The sequence below is a fragment of the Thalassolituus pacificus genome (assembly GCF_025318105.1).
GTDB classification, from domain to species: Bacteria; Pseudomonadota; Gammaproteobacteria; order Pseudomonadales; family Oceanobacteraceae; genus Venatoribacter; species Venatoribacter pacificus.
Genome location: NZ_JAOANI010000002.1, coordinates 25,838 through 49,676 on the forward strand (window position 1 = coordinate 25,838; position 23,839 = coordinate 49,676).

At 51.2% G+C, this 23,839-nt stretch carries 26 protein-coding genes; all 26 read right to left on the reverse strand.

What is annotated here, in order from left to right:
• Positions 1 to 109: 109 nt before the first annotated feature.
• The 26 genes from NYR02_RS00155 to NYR02_RS00280 all read right to left on the reverse strand — a co-directional run bounded on the left by NYR02_RS00155 (position 110) and on the right by NYR02_RS00280 (position 23,838).
• A complete protein-coding gene (locus tag NYR02_RS00155; protein WP_260974371.1) occupies positions 110 to 493 on the reverse strand; it encodes a DUF2802 domain-containing protein in 384 nt (127 codons plus the stop codon).
• Between the two features lie 9 nt (positions 494 to 502).
• Entirely contained in the window at positions 503 to 985 is a 483-nt protein-coding gene (locus tag NYR02_RS00160) for a chemotaxis protein CheW (protein WP_260974372.1), read from the reverse strand.
• A gap of 177 nt (positions 986 to 1,162) precedes the next feature.
• Positions 1,163 to 2,047: a chemotaxis protein CheW gene (locus NYR02_RS00165; protein ID WP_260974373.1), complete on the reverse strand. Its 885-nt coding sequence runs from the start codon at positions 2,045 to 2,047 to the stop codon at positions 1,163 to 1,165.
• Complete coding sequence (locus tag NYR02_RS00170) at positions 2,040 to 2,393, reverse strand: hypothetical protein (protein WP_260974374.1); 354 nt, start codon at positions 2,391 to 2,393, stop codon at positions 2,040 to 2,042. The genes NYR02_RS00165 and NYR02_RS00170 overlap by 8 nt, the downstream gene beginning before the upstream one ends.
• The gene (locus NYR02_RS00175; protein WP_260974375.1) at positions 2,386 to 3,168 is read right to left on the reverse strand and encodes a ParA family protein; all 783 of its coding nucleotides are present in this window, start codon (positions 3,166 to 3,168) and stop codon (positions 2,386 to 2,388) included. Before NYR02_RS00175 ends, NYR02_RS00170 begins: the two co-directional genes overlap by 8 nt.
• A gap of 92 nt (positions 3,169 to 3,260) precedes the next feature.
• On the reverse strand, positions 3,261 to 3,953 hold the full coding sequence (locus NYR02_RS00180) for an OmpA family protein (RefSeq protein ID WP_260974376.1): 693 nt from the start codon (positions 3,951 to 3,953) through the stop codon (positions 3,261 to 3,263).
• On the reverse strand, positions 3,950 to 4,690 hold the full coding sequence (locus NYR02_RS00185) for a motility protein A (protein ID WP_260974377.1): 741 nt from the start codon (positions 4,688 to 4,690) through the stop codon (positions 3,950 to 3,952). The genes NYR02_RS00180 and NYR02_RS00185 overlap by 4 nt, the downstream gene beginning before the upstream one ends.
• Complete coding sequence (locus tag NYR02_RS00190; protein WP_260974378.1) at positions 4,690 to 5,709, reverse strand: protein-glutamate methylesterase/protein-glutamine glutaminase; 1,020 nt, start codon at positions 5,707 to 5,709, stop codon at positions 4,690 to 4,692. Before NYR02_RS00190 ends, NYR02_RS00185 begins: the two co-directional genes overlap by 1 nt.
• Positions 5,710 to 5,740: 31 nt before the next feature.
• On the reverse strand, positions 5,741 to 7,984 hold the full coding sequence (locus tag NYR02_RS00195) for a chemotaxis protein CheA (protein ID WP_260974379.1): 2,244 nt from the start codon (positions 7,982 to 7,984) through the stop codon (positions 5,741 to 5,743).
• Positions 7,985 to 7,996: 12 nt separating this feature from the next.
• Complete coding sequence (locus tag NYR02_RS00200) at positions 7,997 to 8,773, reverse strand: protein phosphatase CheZ (RefSeq protein WP_260974380.1); 777 nt, start codon at positions 8,771 to 8,773, stop codon at positions 7,997 to 7,999.
• Between the two features lie 16 nt (positions 8,774 to 8,789).
• Entirely contained in the window at positions 8,790 to 9,164 is a 375-nt protein-coding gene (cheY, locus tag NYR02_RS00205) for a chemotaxis response regulator CheY (RefSeq protein ID WP_444875578.1), read from the reverse strand.
• A gap of 135 nt (positions 9,165 to 9,299) precedes the next feature.
• The gene (locus tag NYR02_RS00210) at positions 9,300 to 10,031 is read right to left on the reverse strand and encodes an RNA polymerase sigma factor FliA (protein ID WP_260974381.1); all 732 of its coding nucleotides are present in this window, start codon (positions 10,029 to 10,031) and stop codon (positions 9,300 to 9,302) included.
• Between the two features lie 3 nt (positions 10,032 to 10,034).
• Entirely contained in the window at positions 10,035 to 10,853 is an 819-nt protein-coding gene (locus tag NYR02_RS00215) for a MinD/ParA family protein (RefSeq protein WP_260974382.1), read from the reverse strand.
• 6 nt (positions 10,854 to 10,859) lie between these two features.
• The gene (flhF, locus tag NYR02_RS00220; RefSeq protein WP_260974383.1) at positions 10,860 to 12,266 is read right to left on the reverse strand and encodes a flagellar biosynthesis GTPase FlhF; all 1,407 of its coding nucleotides are present in this window, start codon (positions 12,264 to 12,266) and stop codon (positions 10,860 to 10,862) included.
• Between the two features lie 26 nt (positions 12,267 to 12,292).
• Positions 12,293 to 14,464: a flagellar biosynthesis protein FlhA gene (gene flhA / locus NYR02_RS00225; protein WP_420864287.1), complete on the reverse strand. Its 2,172-nt coding sequence runs from the start codon at positions 14,462 to 14,464 to the stop codon at positions 12,293 to 12,295.
• A gap of 141 nt (positions 14,465 to 14,605) precedes the next feature.
• On the reverse strand, positions 14,606 to 15,748 hold the full coding sequence (gene flhB, locus NYR02_RS00230) for a flagellar biosynthesis protein FlhB (RefSeq protein WP_260974384.1): 1,143 nt from the start codon (positions 15,746 to 15,748) through the stop codon (positions 14,606 to 14,608).
• A gap of 1 nt (position 15,749) precedes the next feature.
• Positions 15,750 to 16,529 (reverse strand): flagellar biosynthetic protein FliR, encoded by a 780-nt coding sequence (gene fliR / locus NYR02_RS00235; protein WP_260974385.1) that lies wholly within the window; start codon positions 16,527 to 16,529, stop codon positions 15,750 to 15,752.
• Positions 16,530 to 16,532: 3 nt separating this feature from the next.
• Positions 16,533 to 16,802, reverse strand: a complete 270-nt coding sequence (fliQ, locus tag NYR02_RS00240) for a flagellar biosynthesis protein FliQ (RefSeq protein ID WP_260974386.1) — start codon at positions 16,800 to 16,802, stop codon at positions 16,533 to 16,535.
• Between the two features lie 8 nt (positions 16,803 to 16,810).
• Positions 16,811 to 17,539: a flagellar type III secretion system pore protein FliP gene (fliP, locus tag NYR02_RS00245; protein ID WP_260974387.1), complete on the reverse strand. Its 729-nt coding sequence runs from the start codon at positions 17,537 to 17,539 to the stop codon at positions 16,811 to 16,813.
• Positions 17,540 to 17,577: 38 nt separating this feature from the next.
• Positions 17,578 to 17,997, reverse strand: coding sequence for a flagellar biosynthetic protein FliO (fliO, locus tag NYR02_RS00250; RefSeq protein ID WP_260974388.1), 420 nt, complete (start codon positions 17,995 to 17,997; stop codon positions 17,578 to 17,580).
• Entirely contained in the window at positions 17,972 to 18,493 is a 522-nt protein-coding gene (gene fliN, locus NYR02_RS00255; protein ID WP_260974389.1) for a flagellar motor switch protein FliN, read from the reverse strand. The genes fliO and fliN overlap by 26 nt, the downstream gene beginning before the upstream one ends.
• 12 nt (positions 18,494 to 18,505) lie before the next feature.
• The gene (gene fliM, locus NYR02_RS00260) at positions 18,506 to 19,474 is read right to left on the reverse strand and encodes a flagellar motor switch protein FliM (RefSeq protein ID WP_260974390.1); all 969 of its coding nucleotides are present in this window, start codon (positions 19,472 to 19,474) and stop codon (positions 18,506 to 18,508) included.
• Between the two features lie 12 nt (positions 19,475 to 19,486).
• Positions 19,487 to 20,023 (reverse strand): flagellar basal body-associated FliL family protein, encoded by a 537-nt coding sequence (locus NYR02_RS00265; protein WP_260974391.1) that lies wholly within the window; start codon positions 20,021 to 20,023, stop codon positions 19,487 to 19,489.
• A 267-nt stretch (positions 20,024 to 20,290) separates the two neighbouring features.
• A complete protein-coding gene (locus tag NYR02_RS00270; protein ID WP_260974392.1) occupies positions 20,291 to 21,637 on the reverse strand; it encodes a flagellar hook-length control protein FliK in 1,347 nt (448 codons plus the stop codon).
• A gap of 141 nt (positions 21,638 to 21,778) precedes the next feature.
• Positions 21,779 to 22,123: an Hpt domain-containing protein gene (locus tag NYR02_RS00275; RefSeq protein WP_260974393.1), complete on the reverse strand. Its 345-nt coding sequence runs from the start codon at positions 22,121 to 22,123 to the stop codon at positions 21,779 to 21,781.
• A complete protein-coding gene (locus tag NYR02_RS00280; protein ID WP_260974394.1) occupies positions 22,120 to 23,838 on the reverse strand; it encodes an ATP-binding SpoIIE family protein phosphatase in 1,719 nt (572 codons plus the stop codon). The genes NYR02_RS00275 and NYR02_RS00280 overlap by 4 nt, the downstream gene beginning before the upstream one ends.
• Position 23,839 lies beyond the last annotated feature (1 nt).

Below are 23,839 nucleotides of genomic sequence, written 5' to 3' on the forward strand. Positions count from 1 at the left end.
GTCTGCTTTTTATGCTGATAACTTTTTATTCCGGCGTTATTAAACCCGCTTTCTGGTATACTCGGCACTTTGCAATGCCCGGTAAAAGCAGCAGATCAGTCGTGAGCTTTCAATGCGCCGTCTGGCGCTTCAGCGAAACAATCAACTCTGCTTCACCACGCGCGACACCACAACTGTCGACCAGATCACTGGCTGTCGCCCCCAATCCAACCAGGCGTGAGGCCTGTTGAAAAGTCGCCTCATCCGTTGTTGGCAATACGACTTTGCGTTCGGCATGTTGCAGGCGCCCATCTATTTGCTTGAGCTTACGCCCCATGCCAATGGTGCTTTTGCTCATCGCCTGATGCGCTTGTTGTAAGCTGCCAACCGCCTGATCCAGACGATTGGCATCCTGATTTTGCTGCCGTTTCAGTGACCACATAAAAGCGCCAACCAATAACAGCAAACCCATATTACCCATCAATAACCAGTGCATCAGTGACAGAGACGCCATGACAGACTCCTATAAACCCTGGATTTCTGTCCACTCCTCGTCGGTCATCAGTTTCTCCAGATCCACCAGAATAAGCAGTTCATCATTTTTATGACAAACCCCCTGGATGAATTTGGCACTCTCATCATTGCCGACGTTCGGGGTGGTTTCAATTTCAGACTGACGCAGATATACCACTTCAGCCACCGCATCGACGAGTATGCCAACCACCTGACCTTCCGCTTCAATAATTACGATACGCGTCTGATCAGTGGTGTCAGCCGTTGGCAGGCCAAAACGGAGCCGTGTATCGATCACCGTTACGACATTGCCACGCAGGTTAATAATGCCAAGTACATACGGGGGAGCACCGGGAACCGGTGCAATTTCGCTGTAGCGCAGAACTTCCTGAACCTGCATTACATTGATTCCGTACGTCTCGTTTTCCAGACGGAAGGTTACCCATTGAAGGACGGGATCTTCCGCACCTTTATTTCCGGCAATCGCTGACATAAAACATCCTCGCTAAGAAAGGCCGATGCCTGACTGTGTCAAAAAACATGACGAACCTCTCTTAACTATAGAACAGAGCACAAAGTGTACCAGTTAAAAAAAAGGAATTTTTCAGGTCCGACAGGAATAAATAATGGCTTTAAAAAGAGACTACAGCACTGATATGTCGGGTTTTCTTTAAGCCCGCCGGGCTACCCGACGATTTTCTTCCAACAGCTTTAATACCCCTGGTACATCCAGTAAAGCACACATTTCAGAGATCACCGTCCCGGCAAGCCACGGTCGTTTACTGCCCTCTCCACGCCATTTAATCGAATCATGCACCAGGGTGACGGTGTCACAGATTTCCTGGCACGCCAGCGCCCATGGAGAACGGTCCAGCTGAATAAAAAAGCTATAGCCATCATCGTTAAGGCTGATCTTGCGCTCGGGCATAATCAGTTGAGCGCTATCAATAATCGTAAGCTTGGATTTATCGCCCTGCCAGACCCCCAATGACCAACTGGCCTGCCCGAACAGCGGGGTCACCTTGTCAGTCACGTTATGAACGCCCCCCAACAATGGCAGAGGTATTGCCAGCTTAAGGCCTGCAACTTTGAAGATAAGACAATCGATACCCTGACTGGACTGCCAATTAAGCGACGCAGTTTTTACGGTGGATAAAGTCAATTCATTGACATCTACCACCCCTGGTTCTGCAACCTCATGCTCTTGCGACGGGGTTTCGACACGCTCTGCAACCGCAACCTCCGGAATCTCCTGCAGTGGAGATGATGGAATCACGTCTGAAAATGCGGTTTTTAGCGAAGGAACAGTACTCTGCACGTCAAAACGGGGAAGACTGCGTGCTTCGGTAACCACCGCCACCGGAACTGGCTCCTCTGTAACGGCAGGCTCCGTTTTCATCATCTCAGATTGGGTTGCTTCCGACTTAGCCGCCTCTGACTTAATCGTAGATACCGGCTTTACGTCCGTCGCACTGACCAGTAGCTGATCCAGATAGTCCTGTAAAACAAAATCGACCTGGTTTGCCAGATCTGTTTTAGGGGTTACATCAGCCATTGAGGGCAGCCTCCGCAGCAACAGGAAGGCACGCCGCGATCATACAGCGCCGCAGCGAAGATTCGGGTAAATGTTGTATCAATCCGAGTGCCGTAAAAAGCTGCGTACGCTGTGCAGCTCTCCCCCCTTGTCCGAGAGATCGCAGAGGGATTGGGGCATAACCACTTTTCAGCGTACTGCTGCCCAGTGCCTCTTCTAAATGATGAGGACTGACCGCCGAACGCAGCAAGGCATCCCAATTTACCCCCTGGTCGGCAACCTCCCCATCAGCCGCCAGCAAATGATCAAAGTAATCATCCAGCGGATTATTAGCAGCGGCTGAAACCTGCGGGATATAACTAGCCACGACCAGGATCCGCCACATCGATTTCACTTAATAAATGACGATAGGCCCGTACACCACGCCCCTGCTCATCCATTTGATGTGGAAAAACACCCTCATGACTGGCATCACGCAAACGAGTATCGACCGGAATCGCTTCCTGCCATAAAGAGTCCTGATACAAGCGGCGCATTTCTTTCAGCGTGGTGACCGAAGCCAGCGTGCGCCGGTCAAAGAGTGTAGGAACGATCATGTAAGGCAGGTTGCGATTTTGCGAACGCATCACCATTTTCAGGGTATGAATCATCCGCTCCAATCCTTTCATCGCCAGGTGTTCGGTCTGCGTCGGTATCACCAGGCGCTGGCAAGCGGCCAGTGCATTCACCAGCAGAACACCAAGAATGGGCGGCGTATCCAACAGGGCGTAGTCATACTCATCCCATAACTGGGCCAGCGACCGTGCCAGAACCAAGCCCATACCATCCTGGCCACTGACCTGACGTTCCAGCGTGGCAAGCGATGTTGTTGCCGGCAGTAAAGACACATTAGGCAAACTGGTGGGTTTAATCACCGTTTGAATAAAGTCTTTGTCTTTGTAACGTTGCTCAAAAAACAGGTGATAGAGGCTGCGCTCAAGATTGTCCGGGTTCTGTCGGAAATAGCTCGTCAATGAACCATGGGGATCAAGATCGACCAGCAATACCCGTTTACCCTGTTCGGCCAATAAGCCTCCCAAAGCAACCACGCTGGTTGTCTTACCGACCCCGCCTTTCTGATTTGCTATTGACCAAATCCGCACTAGTTTCACCCTGTTTTCAATAAGCGCGTGACCCGCCAGAGGCCACTAAAAACACTTTCTGCTGTTAAGAAATTCATTAAGCAAAAAGTATGTCAATTATTTGCAGTTGGACGAGACCAGGGAGCTGACTCACTCGTTTGAGTCATAAAAATCACAACACGACGATTCTCCGCCCGCGCTTCTTCAGTGTCTTCTGCTTTCAACGGGTGGTAGTACGAAAGCCCTACTGCCGCCATCCGCTGCGGAGCAACACCATACAACACCAGATTCTGTACCACCGACGCTGCACGCAATGCTGATATTTCCCAATTGGTAATGCCTTTGGCTGGCGTATCGTCTGAATGTCCCTGAACATTGATTGGAAATGGAAAATCCTTCAGTTCAGCGGCAATCGCCTGCATCAGCGGCAAAGCTTCGTCACGTATGCGTGTCTCACCACGGGCAAATAAAAGATCCGCATTCAACGACACGGTGATCCAATCCTTGTCCCCTTCTATCCTTATATCGTCCGACTCCGGAATAAATTGAGCAACCTGACGAATATCAGCCAACAATGGTAGTAAGCCATTGCCGTCTTCCAGAGGGGTGGAGAGTGTCGGGGGAGTAATCGGTTCCGGAGGTAATATGGTCGAGAAGATGCCTTCGAGCTCGCTACGGATCGCTGAACCGTCTTCTTCATCAACCAGTTGCACCGCGTACAACATGATAAAAAAGACGCATAAAAGCGTCATATAGTCTGCATAAGATACCAGCCAGCGATGCGGGTCCGGACCTGGGCGTTTCACAACACAATCCCTTGCATGCGATAGCGCAACGCCATGGGATTTACACCATTGCGTAACGCGACGACACCAAGCATCAAAGCCTCGTAATAACGACTGCGGATCGCAAGACGCTGGCGCAGGGTACTGGTTAACGGAATAACAATCAGGTTGGCGCCAGCGACTCCGTAAAAAGTTGCCACAAACGCCGTCGCAATCCCGGCCGCTAAAGCTTCCGGTTGCTTAATACTGGAAAGCACCTGCATCAGGCCAAGCACTGCTCCGACAATCCCCAGTGTAGGCAGGTAGCCTGCCAGATTATCCAGCACACAAAGTAAGTCCTGATCACGTTCTTCACGACTTTTCAGTTCCAGGTACAGTGCAGACTGCATAGCATCGACATCGTTGCCATCCGCCAGTAACAGCAACGCTTTACGGAACACCGGGTCGGCTTCGGAGCCAGCTACTTTCTCCAGCGCCAGAGGGCCGTCCCGACGCAGGGCATTACCACTGGTGGTCAGTTTACTGAGGAGAGAATCAAGGGAATATTGTGGGGGAGCAACCAGCCAAAGCAAAAGTTCTCCCAAAGGGCGGTATTGGCTGACCGGCAGTTGCGCCAGAGTGGCGAATACACCGCCACCAAATACAATCAGCGCGGCCGGAGGATTCCAAAGAGCAGTAAGATCTCCTCCCTCAAGAGAGAAACCGGTCAGTACGGCAATCACTGCCAACAAGACAGTGACTAACGTCCACCGATCCACTAGCCAACCTCTTCAACGAGCCTCGGGCCGATATCTTTCAGGGGCAATACTTCATCACTCAACCCTTCCTTGATAACGGCCAGCGGCATGCCAAAAATGACACAGCTTTCTTCATCCTGAGCCCAAACACTCGCTCCGCCCTGCTTCAGCAAACGAGCCCCCTCCCGACCATCCGCTCCCATTCCGGTGAGCACGATAGCCAGAGTCTTGTTGCCATAGTGCTTAGCAGCCGAAGCAAAAGCGATATCGACACTGGGGCGATAGTTAACTCGCTCATCACTTTCGCGGATGTGAATAACACCACCACCACGGCGGTCGACCATTAATTGCATACCACCAGGTGCCACATAGACATGACCGGATTCAATTTTATCGCCATCGGCCGCTTCTTTTACGATCAGGGGACTGAGGGAATTAAGACGCTCGGCAAAGGCTTTGGTAAATGAACCGGGCATGTGCTGAACAATAATAATAGGCGTTTTAAAACTGCCTGGAATGGTTTTAAACAGGGTTTGCAGAGCCGCAGGCCCACCGGTTGAAGTTCCTATAACCACCAGCTCGGTCTGAGTCAGGCGTCCGCGTACAGCAGGACGCGCAACCGGCGCAGGCGCGACCTTCGTCTGACTGCGGGCAACGCCGGCAATTTTATCGGTCAGCGCGCGCTTAATCTGAATAGCATCTTTGGCAATCTGGTCAAAATTCTTTGGTAGAAAATCCAGTGCACCGGCGTCCAGTGCATCCAGCGTGACCCGTGCGCCTTCAAACGTAAGGGAGGAAAACATCAGCACCGGCACCGGCCGCCGCTGCATAATATTCCGCACAGCCGTGATGCCATCCATTACTGGCATCTCGTAGTCCATAGTAATCACATCGGGCTTAAGAGATTCATTCATCTCAATAGCTTCGCGGCCGTTAGAGGCAACCCCGACGACTTCCATGCGACCATCCGCATTAATAATGTCGGTTACCCTGCGGCGAAAAAATCCTGAGTCATCGACAACCAGAACACGAATACTCATGAAATCAACTCTTCCTTAGTCGTTGGACTACTTATGCTGCAGTCGATTGCCGTGATGATGCATAACGGGTCAGCATGCTTGGTATATCCAGAATCAGCGCGATTCGTCCATCACCCGTGATGGTCGCCCCTGCCATTCCTGCCGTACCGTGCAACATTTTCCCCAAAGGTTTAATAACGACTTCTTCCTGACCGATAAGCTGATCAACAACAAAACCTACCCGTTTGGTACCCACCGACACGACCACAACGTGAGCCGTTTCATCCGCTTTTGCATAAGCTTCACCTTTGATCAGCCAACGCTTCAGATGAAATAGTGGTACCGGTTTTTCACGTACAACCACCACTTCCTGACCATCAACAATATTGGTTTTGGTCAAATCAAGGTGGAAAATTTCATTCACACTAACCAATGGGAAAGCAAATGCCTGGTTTTTCAGCATCACCATCAGAGTCGGCATAATCGCTAAAGTCAGAGGTACTTTAATGCGAATACCGGTACCCACACCTGGGCGGGAATCGATATTAATCGTGCCATTAAGCTGAGAAATTTTTGTTTTAACAACATCCATGCCGACACCACGGCCGGACACATCTGAAATCTGATCTTTGGTTGAAAAACCAGGGGCAAAAATCAGATTAAAACATTCATTTTCCGTCAAACGGTCTGCGGCATCCTGATCCATAACGCCTTTTTCTACCGCCTTACGGCGTAAAACATCGGCGTCCATACCACCGCCGTCATCCTGAATAATCAGCAGAATGTGATCGCCTTCCTGCTCTGCGGAAAGGACAACAGTGCCGACCCTGGGCTTGCCATTTTTTTCACGCACATCTGGCATTTCAACACCGTGATCAACAGCGTTACGCACCAAGTGAACAAGGGGATCGGCCAAAGCCTCCACCAGATTTTTATCCAGATCGGTTTCTTCACCACGTAATTCAAGATTAATTTCTTTCTTAAGCTGACGAGCAAGGTCACGAACCACACGCGGGAAGCGGCCAAATACTTTTTTGATTGGCTGCATCCGGGTTTTCATTACAGAAGCCTGTAAATCACCGGTAACCACATCGAGATTAGCGACCGCTTTGGCCATCGACTCATCCGTACTTTTAAGACCTAAACGAACCAGACGGTTACGAACCAGTACTAACTCTCCGACCATATTCATAATGTCATCGAGACGCTTGGTATCCACGCGCACTGTTGCTTCGGAGGCAGCAGCATCTTTATCCGGACGTTTCGCCTCGTCAGCGGCAGCGGGGGCTTTGGCAACCGGAGCAGCTTTGGCTTCAGGCTTAGCGGCAGGTTTAGCCTCAACTTTAGCCTCAACTTTAGCCGCTGGTTTGGCGGCTTCCGGAGGGGAGACCGGCGGCGCGGCTGCAACCGGTTTTTCTGCTGCAACAGATGCTTCAGCCTCTCCCTCTGGTGCGCTCGAATGCTTACCCTTACCGTGCAATCGATCAAGCAATTCTTCAAACTCAGAATCACTGATCAGATCATCTCCGCCTGCAGGTGCAGGACTTGCAGCGGCTGGTGCAGGTTCGGTTTTTTCCGGCTCGGCTGTTTTGTCTTCCTGGGATGTGGCACTTTTGCCTTTACCATGAATTTGATCAAGCAGCGCTTCAAACTCATCTTCAGTGATTTCATCACTGGAGGCGTCAACGCTGTCAGACCCTATATCAAAGAAATCATCATCCGCGGCGGCAGATGCCGGAGCTGCATTGGTTTTTTCTTCGTCCAAAGCGTCGAGCAACTGCTCAAATTCATCGTCTGTTATATCGCCGTTATCTTCCACAGCAGCAGGGGCTGATTGCACAAGATCTTCTTGTATTGGTTCCTCGGCAGCTATTTCAGGCTCACTGACCTGCACTTCATCTTCCGACTCAGGCCGTGCCAGTTTATGCAAACGTTCGATTAATTCAGGGTCGGCATCTTCAGGTTTAGCACCCGAGCGCACACTTTCAAACATCTCATTTACATTATCGAGCGCCTGAAGTACCACATCCATAAGATCTGAATTAACAGTACGATGACCATTACGCAGGGTATCGAAAACGTTTTCTGCTGCATGGCAGCAATTCACCAAAGGATTAAGTTGCAGAAATCCAGCACCACCTTTTACCGTGTGGAAACCACGGAAGATAGCATTCAGCAGGTCTTTATCATGTGGGCGTTGTTCAAGATCGACCAGTTGTTCAGAGAGCAGCTCAAGAATTTCCCCGGCTTCAACCAAAAAATCCTGGAGAATCTCTTCATCAGCATCGAAACTCATCCGTTAGCTCCTTTAAAAACCAAGACTGGACAGTAAGTCATCAACATCATCCTGGCTGGCAACTACGTCTTCACTGGACTTATTAATCTGCGGTCCCTCCGCAGCGATATTTGCGCCTTCCGTCGGCTCTTCTGCCGATTCCATATCGGCATGAACAATTCCGGTAATCGAATCCACGTTGCCGGCCATGGCAACAAGCTGAACCAGCCGGCCTTCAACGTCAGTTACCAGCGCAGCCACTTTGTGAATGACCTGACCGGTTAAATCCTGAAAATCCTGTGCCAGCACAATATCAGATAACTGTCCCTGCAAACGCTGAGACTGACTCGCACTGTCGAGAAGAAACTGGTTTATATCTTTCGTTAAATTGCGGAATTCATCCGGCTTTAATTCTTTATTCAGAAAACGCTGCCACTCAACCGATAACGCACTGGCTCTGTCATGGATATCGGTTGCCAGAGGCATCCCGGCATCCACCAGGTCCATCGTACGGTTGGCCGATTTATCGGTCATTTCCAGCACGTAGGCCAGCTTGTCCGTTGCATGATCAATGTCTGATGCGGCACCGACAGTATCAACGCGCATATTTTTAATTGCTTCATGCAACGCGCGGGTCAGTCGGCCGATTTCGTTGTACAGCGTACGGTCTCTAACCTCATTGAGATTATTAACCAACGCTACCGCCTTACTGAGATCACCAAGCTCCAACTGCCGAAGCATGTTTTCTGCTAGGTTTTTGATTTCAGTGCCGACAGCGCTGTTATCGGTATCCAGATTGATCCCGGCCATCAAGTTATCTTCCTGGTTAACCTTCGACACGTTCAAAGATCTTATCGATCTTTTCTTTCAGTACCGCAGCAGTAAAAGGTTTCACGACATAGCCGTTAACCCCTGCCTGAGCAGCAGCAACAATCTGGTCGCGCTTGGCTTCCGCTGTCACCATCAGTACCGGCAGACTTTTCAGGCGATCATCGGCTCTTACTTTCTTCAGCAAGTCGAGACCTGTCATGCCAGGCATGTTCCAGTCCGTCACTAAGAAGTCGAAGTCACCATTCTGCAACATGGGAAGTGCTGTTGTGCCGTCATCTGCTTCCTGGGTGTTTGTGAACCCCAGATCGCGCAACAGATTTTTGACGATTCGTCTCATCGTTGAGAAATCATCAACGATCAGAATTTTCATGTTTTTGTCCAAAACGACCTCCAGTAATCGACTCTCTATATTCCAAGTCGTTCCTAAGGTTTAGTGTAGACACAGTTATCGCTTTATCCAGAAACAAAGCAGCCAGAAAAGATTTTTTTCAATAACAGGAAGGGTTTAGGACAACCAGCCGCCAAGACGGGCACGCAGACGATGGGCCGCCTGACTGTGCAACTGGCTCACCCGGGATTCACTGACACCAAGAACAGCACCAATTTCTTTCAGGTTAAGTTCTTCGTCATAGTAAAGAGCCAGCACCAGCTGCTCCCTTTCGGGCAAATGACGAATAGCGTCGGCGAGTTGACGCTGAAAGGACTCACGTTCTATGCCATCAAGTGGGTTGGGAGATTCTTCTTCGAAAACATCAAAACCGGCTTCACTTTTTTCAACCACTTCTTCAAAGCTGAATAAACGACAACCGGCACTGTCTTTCAAGATGGCGTGGTATTCATCCTGACTGATACCAAGAAAGCCTGCGACTTCACTGTCTTCTGCATCGCGGCCTTTCTCGCTTTCTATTTGTTTGATCGCATCACTGATACGGCGGGAATTACGGTGTACTGAGCGTGGTGCCCAGTCGCCTTTACGGATTTCGTCAAGCATCGCACCACGTATACGGATGCCGGCATAGGTTTCAAAACTGGCACCTTTGCCACCATCGTATTTGCGTGCAGCTTCCAGCAGACCAATCATGCCGGCCTGAATAAGATCGTCGAGCTGCACACTATCGGGCAGCCTGCCGATGAGGTGGTGAGCAATGCGTTTTACCAGCGTCGCATGATCACGCACCAGCTGTTCATAATCGTGTTTTTGTACGTCGGAATACACCAGACAACTTCCTACTGACACTCGTTATGCCCCGGCTTCCTGAACTAACCGATCTACAAAAAACTCCAGATGCCCCCGGGGAGATGAAGGCAGCGGCCATGAATCTACTTTTTTAGCCAGCGCACGGAATGCCGTAGCCGCCTTGGAACGCGGATACGCATCAATTACCGCTTTCTGGCGCTGTACCGCACGTCGTAACGCATCATCCTGAGGGATTGCACCGACATACTGCATAGCCACTTCGAGAAAACGATCCGTCACTTTGGTGAGCTTGGCAAATAAGGCATTTCCTTCCTGCGGCGTGCGCACCATGTTGGCAACAATGCGGAAGCGGAACAGACCGTAATCGCGGTTCAGCAGTTTGATCTGAGCGTAAGCATCCGTAATGGAGGTTGGCTCATCAGTCACGACCATCAGCACTTCCTGTGCTGCGCGGACAAAACTCATCACGCTGTCGGAAATACCGGCAGCGGTATCGATAATCAGTACATCAATATCATCACCAATGTCACTGAACGCCTGAATAAGACCCGCATGCTCAAGAGAGTTCAGCTGTGACAGCTTCTGGGTACCGGATGATGCCGGTACAACCCGGATACCACCAGGTCCTTTAACCATCACGTCACGCAGGTCACATTCTCCGGTGAGTACATTCTCGATGGTTTTGTTGGAGCTGATGCCGAGCAGAATGTCGATGTTGGCGAGCCCGAGATCGGCATCCAGCACAACCACTCTGCGTCCCATTTCTGCCAGGGCAATGGCCAGATTGACTGAGACATTGCTCTTGCCGACACCACCTTTACCGCCGGTGACGGCGATGACCTGCACAGGATGCCTTGCCATTAGTCGTTATACTCCGTGTTGAATACTGGAATGCTGAGTGGCGAAGCTCATCGCTTCGGCGGCCTGCCAGCGGGTGCGCGCCATACGCGCCATCTGTTCCGCCAGTTTCACCAGTTTGTCAGCATCCGGATAATGCACATCATCGGGGATGTGCGGTCCATCTGTCACCAGGGTGACCGGCAACTGAGTCAGTGCCGAGATACTAATAGCGGGCCCAAGACTGAAACACTCATCCAGTTTGGTGAATACGCAACCCGCCAACCCTGCTGCTTTAAAATGTTCGTAATTTTCCTGCAGGCAACGTCCCTGACTGGTCAAGGGTAATACGAGCAGCTTTTTCAAGCGCGCACCGGCTTGTTTAAGCATAGACAACTGCACGGAAAAATGTGGGTCCTGACTGGCCAATCCCGCGCTGTCGACCAGCACCAGTTTTTTGTCGCGTACGCTATCCAGCACTTTGTTCAGATCACCGTTCACCGGCACTACATGCAGCGCCACTCCCAGAATCCGCGAAAAGGTGCGGAGCTGATCATGTGCCGCCACGCGGTAGTTATCGAGGGTGATCAATGCCACCGATTCTGCCCCATGGCGGATGACAAACTGGGCTGCCAGCTTGCCAATGGTGGTGGTTTTACCCGCACCGGTCGGGCCGACCAGGGCATAAATACCACCGCGATCCAGTAAACCATTGGGCGCCACGGGTAAATCTGACGCGATCAGTTTCAGCGCTTTATTCCAGGCATCTTCCAGAGGAACATCACCGTCAATACGGCTGGCGACTCTGTCCGCCCAGGCTGCTTCCAGGCCTACATCCTGACAGCGCTGCCATAACTGTGATTGCTGCCAGGTCAGTGGCCGCCGGGTATCCCAGGCACTGCCCTGATGACTGACCATCCAGTCTTTCAGATCACGCAGTTCGCCACTCATTTGTTGAATGACGCTGTTGTATCGCTCCTCGCCCTGTTCAACACGCCGTTGCAGCATCGCGTCTTCTGCGGCGCTACGGCCTGTTTCTTCCGGAGCCGGACTTCTTGCGGGTGTGACGGTATTGCTACGGCTGAAGTCATCGTTTTTCAGACCACTTAACACCGCCGACAGAGACTCTTTGCTGGACAGGTCACCCTGCCCGGCAAAGGCCATGCGTTCTTCATAACGCTCATCGCGTTTTTTTAATGCCGGCTGAGGTTCACGGGAAGCCGACCTGGCGTCTTCCAGCTCCTGCTGCAAGCGTAACTGGCGTTCAATTTCAGGACGGTCCTGCTCATGGCCAGGCTGATAATCCAGCGCGGCCACTACCTCGAAACCCACTGACACTTTCTTGCTCGACAGAATCACCGCATCCGCTCCCAGTTCCTGGGAGACCAGACGCAGAGCCTGCTGCATATTGGCTGCGGTGAAGCGTTTCACTTTCATAGTCAGCACTCGCTATCGTAAGGACCCTATTTGCCGCCAATACTGGCGACAATGGTAATACTCTTGTTATCCGGAACTTCCTGGTACGCCAACACCTGCAGTTGTTCGATGCTGTTGCGTACGAACTGAGCCATCGCTGCGCGCAATTGACTGGTAACCAGCAACACTGCCGGATTACCTGCCATTTCCTGCGCCTGAACTGCTTCAGCCAGAGAGCGCTGTAACGTGTCGGCCATGCCCGGCTCCAGTACCAGACCGTACTGTCCGGCCTGCTGTCCGCTTTGCTGAAGGGTTTTAAGCAACAACTGTTCCAGACCTGGGTCCAAGGTCATAACCACCAGTTCATCCGCATTACCAAAGATGTTCTGGACGATCATGCGGCTCAAGGCAAGGCGTGCAGCGGCCGTCATAGCGGCGGTATCTTGACTCGCACTGCCACTATTCGCCAAAGACTCGGCAATGGAGCGCATATCACGGATAGGCACATGTTCGCGCAGCAGGTTTTGCAAAACAGCCAGTAATTGGGTGATGCTCAGAGTATTAGGCACCAGTTCTTCAGCCAGTTTCGGTGATGCTTTGGCCAGCATATCCACCAACTGCTGAACATCTTCATGGCCGAGCAATTCATGCGCGTGGCGCTGCAATTTCTGATTAAGGTGTGTGGCAACCACGGTGCTGGCATCAACCACGGTATAACCAAGGGTTTGGGCACGGTCTTTTTGTGTGGCATCAATCCAGAAGGCATCCAGACCAAACGCCGGATCTTTGGATGCCAGACCTTCGATTTTACCGAACACCTGACCTGGATTAATCGCCATTTCCCGCTCCGGATAAATTTCGGCCTCTGCCAGAGTCACACCCATCAGCGTAATACGGTATTGATTAGGCAGCAGATCTAGGTTGTCGCGGATATGCACAGAGGGCATCAGAAAACCCATTTCCTGGGATAATTTGCGCCGCACACCCTTGATACGGTTCAGCAGCTGTCCGCCCTGATTTTTATCCACCAGCGGGATCAGACGGTAACCCACTTCGAGACCAACGCGATCAACCGGCTCGACGTCGTCCCAGCCCAGCTCTTTGACTTCCATTTGTTTAATGGCCGCTTCGGCTTTTTCTTTCGGTGCCGCCAACGCATTCCCACTGCCAGCCGGCAATGCCGCAGCGGCTTTCGGCTGAGCACCGATTCGCTGGGCAATGGCATCACCAAACTTGCCGCCGTCTTTACGCCAGTGAATAAAGTAGGCGACGCTGGCAGCAATCAAAGCCGCACCGAGAAACACACCGTGTGGCATGCCGGGCACAATACCCATCATAAACATCAGGCCGGCCGCTACAGCCAGAGCGCGGGATGACGCAAACATCTGGCCAAAAACCTGCTGCCCCATGTCTTCATCGCCACCATTACGGGTCACCATAATGGCGGTTGCAGTGGACAGCAGCAGCGACGGAATCTGAGCGACCAGACCATCACCAATGGCCAGCAAGGTATAAGCAGACACCGCATCGCCAAAACTCAGACCATGCTGCGCCATACCAATACCGAAACCACCAACAACGTTGATGATCAGAATTAAGATACCGGCAACGGCATCGCCTTTAACGAACTTACTGGCACCATCCATCGAACCGTAGAAGTCTGCCTCGGCGGCTACGTCCGCGCGGCGGGTTTTCGCCTGGTCTGCGTCAATAAGTCCGGCATTCAGATCCGCATCAATCGCCATTTGCTTACCTGGCATAGCATCCAGAGTAAAGCGCGCGCTGACTTCTGACACCCGGCCAGCACCTTTGGTTACCACCACAAAGTTAATGATCATCAGAATCATGAAGACCACCAGACCCACGGCATAGTTACCACCGATCAGCACTTCACCAAACGCTTCGATTACCTTACCTGCAGAGTCCCCCCCTTCATGCCCATAAAGCAGTACAACCCGCGTCGAAGCAACGTTCAACGCCAGGCGCAGCAACGTTGCAACCAGCAAAATAGTAGGGAAAATCGCAAAATCCAGCGGCCGCCGGGCGTACACACTGACCAGCAACACTACGATGGATAATGCAATATTGAAGGTAAAAAACGTATCCAATAAAAACGGCGGCAACGGCAGCGTCATCATGCCCAGCAACACCAGCAGCATGACAGGAATACTTAAGTTACCCTGCGCCAGCAGCGACATACCGCCTTTGAGCTGACCCATCACCTGATCTTTTGAGGCTACCGCCATGACAACATCCGTCAGAAAAACATCACTGGAAGATGTCTTTGCAAAAAGCTTTCCTACTTTCAGCGTGATTGAAAAATATCAATAAAAAAGCCGGTAAAAACCGGCTTAGGGGAGTTACTGCGGCTCAGGATCAACCCGCAGGTCACGCGGAATCGGCATATCCGGCTTACGCTCCGGTTTAGGACCACGACCTTTAACGTACAGATCCATCTGGTAAATGTATGCCAGCACCTGAGCCACCGCGACATACAAACCTTCCGGAATTTCTTCACCAATTTTGCCGTGGGTGTACAACGCACGCGCCAGAGGTGGCGCCTGCATTTGTGCCACGTTATTTTCTTTAGCAATTTCGCGGATTTTCATCGCGACCTGATCAGAGCCTTTTGCTACCAGAGTCGGTGCCCGCATCAATTCAGACTCGTAACGCAGGGCCACGGCAAAATGCGTCGGGTTAGTAATGACCACATCCGCCGTCGGCACATCAGCCATCATGCGCCGTTGTGATGCTTCGCGCTGCAGCTGACGGATTCGACCTTTGACCTCAGGACGCCCTTCGCTCTCTTTGTATTCGTCTTTAATTTCCTGCATGGTCATACGCAGTTTTTTGGTATGACTGTATATCTGCCACGGCACGTCAATAATGGCGATGACGGCAGTCGATAAACACAGAAAAATGACGCTCCAGATAATAATATGAACAGCACCACGGACAGCTGGCTCGGTGTCTTTATGCTGCAGCAACATGGCATCTTCAAAATAAGCGTTCAGCACCAGCCAGGCCACCAGTCCCACCACCAGCACTTTGGCCCAGGATTTCAGCAACTCCACCAGAGAATTGGCCGAGAACATGCGTTTCAGACCACTGAACGGATTCAGACGGTTCATTTTCGGTGCCAGCGCTTTAGTCGAAAAGATCCAGCCACCAACCCCTAGCGGACCAAGAAGCGCGGCAAATAAAACCAACAACAACCAGGGTGCAAGAGCCAGAGTCGCCTGCCACAGAGAGGCACCCAGGTGAGCATACATAATGCTCTGATCAAAGGCGGCATCACGCTCAAGGGCAAAACTGAAACGGGCAATATGATTCACGTGCTCAGCCATCCACGGCCCGAATGCCAGCAGGCCCAGGGCCCCCAGCAACAATACCATGGTGGTGTTTAATTCTTTTGAACGGGGAGTCTGGCCCTCTTCACGCGCTTTTTCTAACCTTCGCGCGGTGGGCTCTTCACTTTTTTCCTGACCGGAATCTTCCGCCATATCAGGTCATCTCCGTCAGTTTTTTGATGAATTCAAACAAGGTATCCATGTAGCCTTGAAAACTTTGTGCCATCTCTCCCATGCTCAGCCACAAAATAAATAAACCAACAATCATCGTTACCGGAAAACCCAGCGCAAAAATATTCAGCTGTGGTGCTGCACGGGTCATAACCCCAAAAGCGAGGTTAACGATGAGCAAGGCGGTCATCGCCGGCAATGAGATAACCAGCGCTGCGGCAAACATCCAGCCACTCCATGTGACGACTAAGCCCAATTCTTTTTGGGTCCAGCCATCAAAGCCTATCGGCATGGTATAAAAACTGTCGATCAGTATTTCGATAAGTACCAGGTGACCATTTAATGACAGAAACACCAGACTGATCATAAATAATAACCATTGACTGATCACAACCACCGATGCACCTTGTGACGGATCAACCGTTGTCGCAATACCCAAACCGGTTTGCATCGCTATCAGCTGCCCGGCAATCACAAACACCTGCGTCAGCAATTCCACGACAAAACCAAGAAGAATGCCGATCAGAAGTTGCTGCAGAATAATAATCAGGGAAGCCAGTGAGAGTGCGTCTACTTTGACAAAAGGAGGCAGTACAGGAACCACCACCAACGTAATGGTAACCGCCAGAATCAGCCGAATACGTTGCGATACCATACGGGTACCGATCAACGGCATAACCATCAGCAAACCGGAAATCCGGGCGAAGGGATAAATATACCGGCTTACCCAGTGACTGACTTCCAGAGCATCCAGTTCCAGCACAAGTTATCCGATAATAAAGGGAATGTTGGTATAAATTTCTTTAGTAAAGTCGATCACCGCATTTACCGCCCAGGGGCCAAACGCAATAATCGCCAGCAGGGTCACCACCAGACGCGGAAGAAAGCTCAGAGTCTGTTCGTTGATCTGTGTCGCCGCCTGAAAGGTACTGACCACCAGCCCCACAATCAGACTGGGAATAATCATCGCCATAACAATAGCCAGCACCAGATAAAGAGCGTGCGTGAATAAATCGCCAATTTCTGATGGTGTCATGGTACCCCCTAAAGTGTTCCGAAGCTGTTTGCCATCGTACCCATAATCAATACCCAGCCATCAATCAGTACAAACAACATAATCTTGAATGGCAGCGAAATAATAATGGGTGACAACATCATCATACCCATCGCCATCAGGATACTGGCCACGACTAAATCAATAATCAAAAAGGGAATAAAGATCAGAAAACCAATTTGAAAAGCTGTTTTCAGCTCACTGGTAATAAAAGCCGGAATCAGAATATGAATCGGTGTTTGCTCCGGCCCGGCAATATCATCACGACCACTGATGCGCATAAACATTTGCAGATCGTTTTCTCTGGTCTGCATCAACATAAACTCGTGCAATGGTTTGATCGCACGCTCGGCAGCTTCCAATGGTGTGATGGTTTCAGCCAGATATGGCTGTACAGCTTCGGCATTGATCGTGCGGAAAATGGGCATCATGATAAAAATTGTCAAAAACAACGATAACCCCAGCAACACCTGATTGGATGGTGTCTGCTGCAAACCAATGGCCTGACGCAGGATGGCCATCACCACAATAATACGGGTAAATGATGTCATCATAATCAGCAACGATGGCAACACCGACAGCATGGTCATGATGGCGAGAATCTGGATAGTAACGCTGTATTCGCCGCCACTGTCGGTCGATTTATAAACGACTGCCGGAATTCCAAGGTAAGATGGCTGCGGGTCAGCCGCCATACTCAACAGCGGCAACAGCAACATGCCGCCACCCATCAATATTTTTATTATTGTGTGTATCTTCATGAACGTATCGCTTTTTTCAGCAGATCCTGAAAACTGACGGTATTACCACTCTCAGCAAGCGGTAGTGGTTCATCCAGTTCAGCGAGCGTCGTGATTTGCTGAGGAGTAATCCCCACCAGCAGCTGTTTGCTGCCAACCTGGATAACCGCAATTTTTTCCTTCATACCCAGAGGTAAAACCGCGACCATCTTCAGTTTGCCGTTGTTTCCTATCAAGCGCTGTCCCTGGGTTTTATTCACCAGCCAGGCCAGCAATAAAATAATGCCAATAATCAACAGCAGGAAAATAACCACCTTGCCGACCGACGATAAGGGATCAGGACCGGCTGGCAAGGCCGCCTCGGCGATAGACAGCGGACTGATCAACCATACCGCCAGCACACTGAATGTTTTAACGCAGGCGTTGAATACGTTCACTCTGGCTCACCACATCCGTCAGGCGGATACCAAATTTATCGTTAACCATCACGACTTCGCCGTGGGCAATCAAGGTACCGTTTACCATCACATCCAGCGGTTCACCCGCCAGACGATCCAGCTCCACAACGGAACCTTGGTTTAATTGCAATAAATTCCGGATCGGGATTTGCGTCGCACCGACTTCCATCGAGATGCGCACCGGAATATCAAGAATGACGTCTAATTCCGGACCTATGCCGTTATTTTCACTGGGTTTGCCTTCATCGTGCAGCTCATCGAGTTCAACCTGACGAATGTCAGCGCCAGCTGCAATGGCATCGTCATCACCGTCCAGCTCACCCGCTTCTTCCATAGCAGCGGCCCATTCATCAGCCAGCCCGGCTTCATCCTCACCTGCATCGGTGACTCCGGCAGCCACTTCATTGGCCAGTGAATCTGCATCCAGCCCGGATGACTCTTCGTCCGGCAGGTCTTTATCGTTTTCATCACTCATATTTCTCTCCTGTCAGCGCCGTCTGCTTTTGAGCTGATCAATAATTTTGACCGCTAAATTCTCATCGGAGATGCCCATTTTCCCGCGGAAAATCGGTACTCCATTGGCTTGCAAAATAAATTCTTCCGGTAGATCGACGGGAATAACATCACCGGCTTTCAGTGCGGCAACTTCACGCAATGTGATATAGCGATCAACCAGAGTTCCATGTATCGGGACGCGAGCATCAAGAATATCTTCACGCAATGACTGCAACCAACGTTCGTCAACATCGTCTACATCACTTTGCACACCGGCATCCAGTACTTCTCGGATCGGTTCAATCATGGAATAGGGAATGGTCAGATGAAGGTCGCCGCCGCCGCCATCCAGTTCAATATGAAATGTACTGACAACCACCACTTCGCTGGGGCTTACAATATTGGCCATCGCCGGGTTGACTTCTGAGCCTACGTATTCAAATTCAAGTTTCATCACCGGGCCCCAGGCCTCAATCATGTCATTGAACATCTGACTCAAAACCAACTGCACCACACGGACTTCCGTCGGTGTAAATTCGCGGCCTTCAATTTTTGCATGACGGCCGTCACCGCCAAAGAAGTTGTCCACCAGCTTAAACACCAGCTTGGCATCCATAATAAATAATGCTGTTCCGCGCAACGGACGCATTTTTACAAGATTAAGACTGGTCGGTACGTATAAGGTATGCACGTACTCACCAAACTTCATAATTTGTACGCCGCCGGATGCAACATCCGCACTGCGACGTAAAAAATTAAACATGCTGATACGGGTATAGCGTGCAAAGCGTTCGTTAATCATTTCCAGTGTTGGCATACGACCGCGCACAATGCGGTCGTTACTGGTCAGGTCGTAGGCCTTGACTCCCGCCGCATCAATGTCGTCTTCCGGCTCAATATCGCCTTCATCAACACCATGCAATAACGCATCAATTTCATCTTGCGACAGTAAATCTTGCACGCTATGTGTCCCTTACTGCATTACAAAATTGGTGAATAAGAGAGCTTCTACACCCTCTATGCCTGATTCACGCTGTACAATCTGGCGAATCTGCTGCAGCAATAAATCCTGCAACTCAACACGCCCTTCTGCGGTACGCAAGCGATCAAAATTCTGTTCGCCAATCACCCGGATAATGTCGTTACGAATCATTGGTTCATGCAGGGTCAGGGCATCAACAACCGCCTGTTTGCGCGTCATCACGTCGATACTCACCTGTAAAAACCGTTGCCGCGAACCAACCTGAAAGCTGACCACAAATTCGGGCTTAAGAATCACATACTGGGCAGGTAACAATGGCTCTTCTTCAACCACTTCTGCCACGTCAGCGCTGGCCTCATCGGTGCTGCTGTCATCGCCGCTCACCAGAAACAACGTTGCTCCGACGGCCGCTGCAATTAATAACACCACACCGACAATAATCAGAATAAGCTTCTTCTTACTGCCTCCGGCCGGTGCTTCGCCTGTGGCATTGCCACCATCCAGTTTCAAATCTTGTTCTGCTGCCATGTCGGAAAATCTCCCCAGTAGATGTCAATTTAGCAATAGCTGTGCCATAGATTTTCGTCAAAAATCCATCGCATTCCGGCCAATAACCGGTAAAAGCTGCTGTAAGTCTAGAAGGTTCTGCCACGGGTGCCGGAATTACGGCGATGTAAGAAGGGGTTCCCGGCAACGGTAATAACGGCAAAGAACAAAAGCCCGGCTGACAACGCCAGCCGGTTAAGAAAGTTAAGGGCACTCAGTCCGTTCGTACGGCACTATGCATGAAACCCGTCAGGCAAAGGTATCCAGCAGATTATTGCTGCTCACCTGTGGCTGCGGCTTATTCTCTGCTGTCACATCCTCAGCAAACCAGTCATCGCCTGTTGTCTGTGACCCCTGGCCATCACCTGATTGACCGGAACTGCCGTCACCCTGACCACGCTCACTGACGTCAAAGCCGCTGAGCGTAATCCCCTGGGACGCAAGAGCATCACGTAAACGGTGTGCATTTGCTTCCAGAACATCGCGCACATGAGCATGCTGAGCCTGAACCTGTACACTGGCCTGATCCTGACTTATGTGTAATTTAATCTCCAGGCTACCGAGTTCGGGTGGGTCCAGCTGAATTCTGGCTTTCTGCACATCCTCCGCCACCATGGTCATTATGCGCGCTCCAAGCGCGCCACCCCATTCACGACGATCCTGACCAAATTCGAGTTTGTCTTTACTGACTTGCAGACGCTGCGCCTGTAGTTCGGCATCGGTCAGAGTATCGCCGCTGCTGTCACTGACAAAACTGCTGGCATCACCACTGTCATCTGCACTGATGGCCGGAGCAACCGCGATCGTGGCAGAAGGGGTCATAGCATTGGCCGCCGCTGGATTCTGCGCTGTCAGGGGTTGCTGCCCCTGCAGGCTCAGTCCCTGAGTGCCCGGGGCCAGTGTTCGTTCTTCACCGGGCAGCAGGAAGTCTGCGCCTTCCGCGCCTGACCCGGCGTCTTCAGGTGTAATCGCGGAATAAGCCGTCGTCAGCGTCTCAACTCCGGCACTCTTCGCCCTGTCAGGTTTTCCCTGCGCGGCGCTGGCCAATGGCGGCGGAACCGTGCCCTGCCTGATCAAATCATCCATCTGGCGCGCAGCGCCGTCAGCATCCGCGGTTTTTGTCAGTTCCGGCTGCACGGGTACAGAAAACAACATTAGCGCTGCAGCTGCTTCTGCATCCGGGTTGTCTGAGGTATCTGTTGTGTCGTCTTGTTCACCGGCCGCAACCGCCAGCGCTTTTAAATTTCCGGCCAATCCCTGCAGCGATGATGCGTCATCAGCTACCTGCGCCGCCATTTCCAGACCGATACCGATTTGTCCTAACAGATCATTTACGTCTGCTGCTTCCTCCATCAGGACTGGCGGCATCGTAAGCGGCAAAGTCTGTTGCTCCGGCGGCAAAGTCTGTACGCCAGCAGTGCCTGGCAGCAATAAAGCACTCTGCCCTTGCGTATTACCCGGTAGCAACTGTGAAAGTAAGGATGAAAAACCACTGCTCTCTGTCTCGCCACCAAGACCAGACAAGCCGCTGTCTGTGGTCATGCCAAGCGACAGCAGTATATTTGTTGCGTTGGACGTTGATCCCGTCGCGTTCATTCCAATCTCCGTTACCGAGGCCCAATAAGGCTTTACCCATAGCTATAGGCAAAGCCCGGGCCAGATTGCTGAGTGGAATAAAAAAAAGGGATCAATGTTTTAAGAAAGGTAGCTACGCACAAGGCGCAGCAACAAACAGACCTACATCATATCCTGCAGCAGGATTTCGACGTTACGGTACTCCGCTTCAATAGCTGCAATCAGAGCATCGGCACCTGCCAGCTGCTCTTCCCGGCCAGCCATTTCCAACTGATAACACAGTTGTGCCAGTACATTGGCACTGACATTACTGCTGGCACCCTTGAAGCTGTGCGCAAGCTCTCGTAACTGTTTGGCGTCCTGCTGCTGCAGGGCCTGCGAAAGCAATGGCATGCGCTGCCTTGAATCGTCAATATACACCCGCATCAGATCCGCAAATTCATCGTCCATAACTTCCCGAAGCATGTCCAGTGACTCAAGGTCAAAGTGCTCTGCCAGCGACATCATAGCCTCCCATCCAATATTTGCGGCCATCGTATCACTGCTTCAACGATATTGCCCCTGCCCTGATACTCCAGCGTTTCACAAATCTGACTGACCAGTGGAATGCCCCGGCCACAATACTGAGCGGAGGCCGACTCTTTCTGCTCTTCCAGAACCGGAGCAAAATTAAACCCCGGCCCACTGTCTTCAACCGTCAGAACCAGACGTCCGCTGCGACCGTCGCCGTGATGTTGCATATGAATAATCACATAGCCTTCACTTAATCCCGCCAGCCGTGTCTCGCGCTCCTGGTAATATTGCATAAAACCGTCAGAAGAGCGTTTCAGCTCCGACTTCAGCCCCAGTACACCGTGCTCGAAGGCATTGGAGAATAATTCAGCCATAACCGTATACAACTGCCCGCCCATAACCCGCAACCCCGGAACCTCCATCATAATGTGGATCATCAATGGTAAGGGGTTAAAGTGCCGCAGTGTTTCAGGGCCCAAATGATAGGACATCTGCCAGTCAATCGGGCCGGATAACGGCCCGGACGCCAGCTGCAAGGCAATATCTTCCAGCTCATCTTCTTCAATCATGCGCAGTTCCAGCAGCGTGGTATCGTCATCGCGTGCACTGTCGGCAATAAAGTCAGCAAGAGCGTGCTGAATATCGTCAAAAACATGCTGCGGATCGGAAGCCTGACTGAACACGTTACGTAAGCGTTCTTCACCAAACATTTCACCCGCCGGATTACGGGCTTCAATAATGCCATCGGACCAGACAAATAACCGATCACCATTACCCATCGGAAATTCTGTCAATGTATCACTGAACTGCTCATTACTGAGCACGCCAAGTGGTAAGTGAGTTGATTTCAGACTTTCGACAGCGCCGTTACCGCTACGCAGCATATAACAGTCAGGCACCCCACCCATCCAGACACTGGCGGTTTTACGGTCAAAGTTCAGATCAACCACCACCGCGCAACAGAAAAAACCAACCGGTAAAATGCCTTTCAGCTTGAGATTGATTTCCCGCAGGATATCGCGCAAAGCAAATCCTTTGGCGGTCATACCATAAAAAATTTCTGCCAATGGCATAGCCCCAATCGCTGCCGGTAAACCATGACCAGTAAAATCGCCCAGCAATACATGCATGCCGCCGGCCGGTTTACGCGCAGCGAGTAAGACATCGCCGTTAAAAACTGCCAGAGGTGAAAGCATATAGCGGATATTAGGAGCAGAAAGACAGCCAGCATGGGCGACGTTATCAAACACCGCTTTGGCTACATGCTGTTCGTGCAGAAGATGTTCATTATTGCTGGCGATGGTGTCGCGCTGGCGCTGCACCGTACGGTGCATCTCGCGCATGCGATAAAATGAACTTATTTTTGCCTGCAGAATAATGTGATTATAAGGCTTGCTGAGAAAATCATCGCCGCCTGATTCGAGACAATCGGCAAGGCTTTGTGCGTCCGTAAGGGAAGTCAGAAAAATAACCGGGACAAAATCTTCACCGGCATCGGCTTTGATGCGGCGTGCAGCTTCGCGTCCGTCCATCACCGGCATCATGACATCCATCAGGATGATATCCGGACGGTGCTGCTCAAAAGCATGAATGGCTTCCTGACCATTCTCTGCTTCCAGAACCTGATAGCCCTGATTACGCACGATGCGCGACAGCACCATCCGGTCAATCTGATTATCATCCGCAATCAGAACTTTAATGGCATCCATG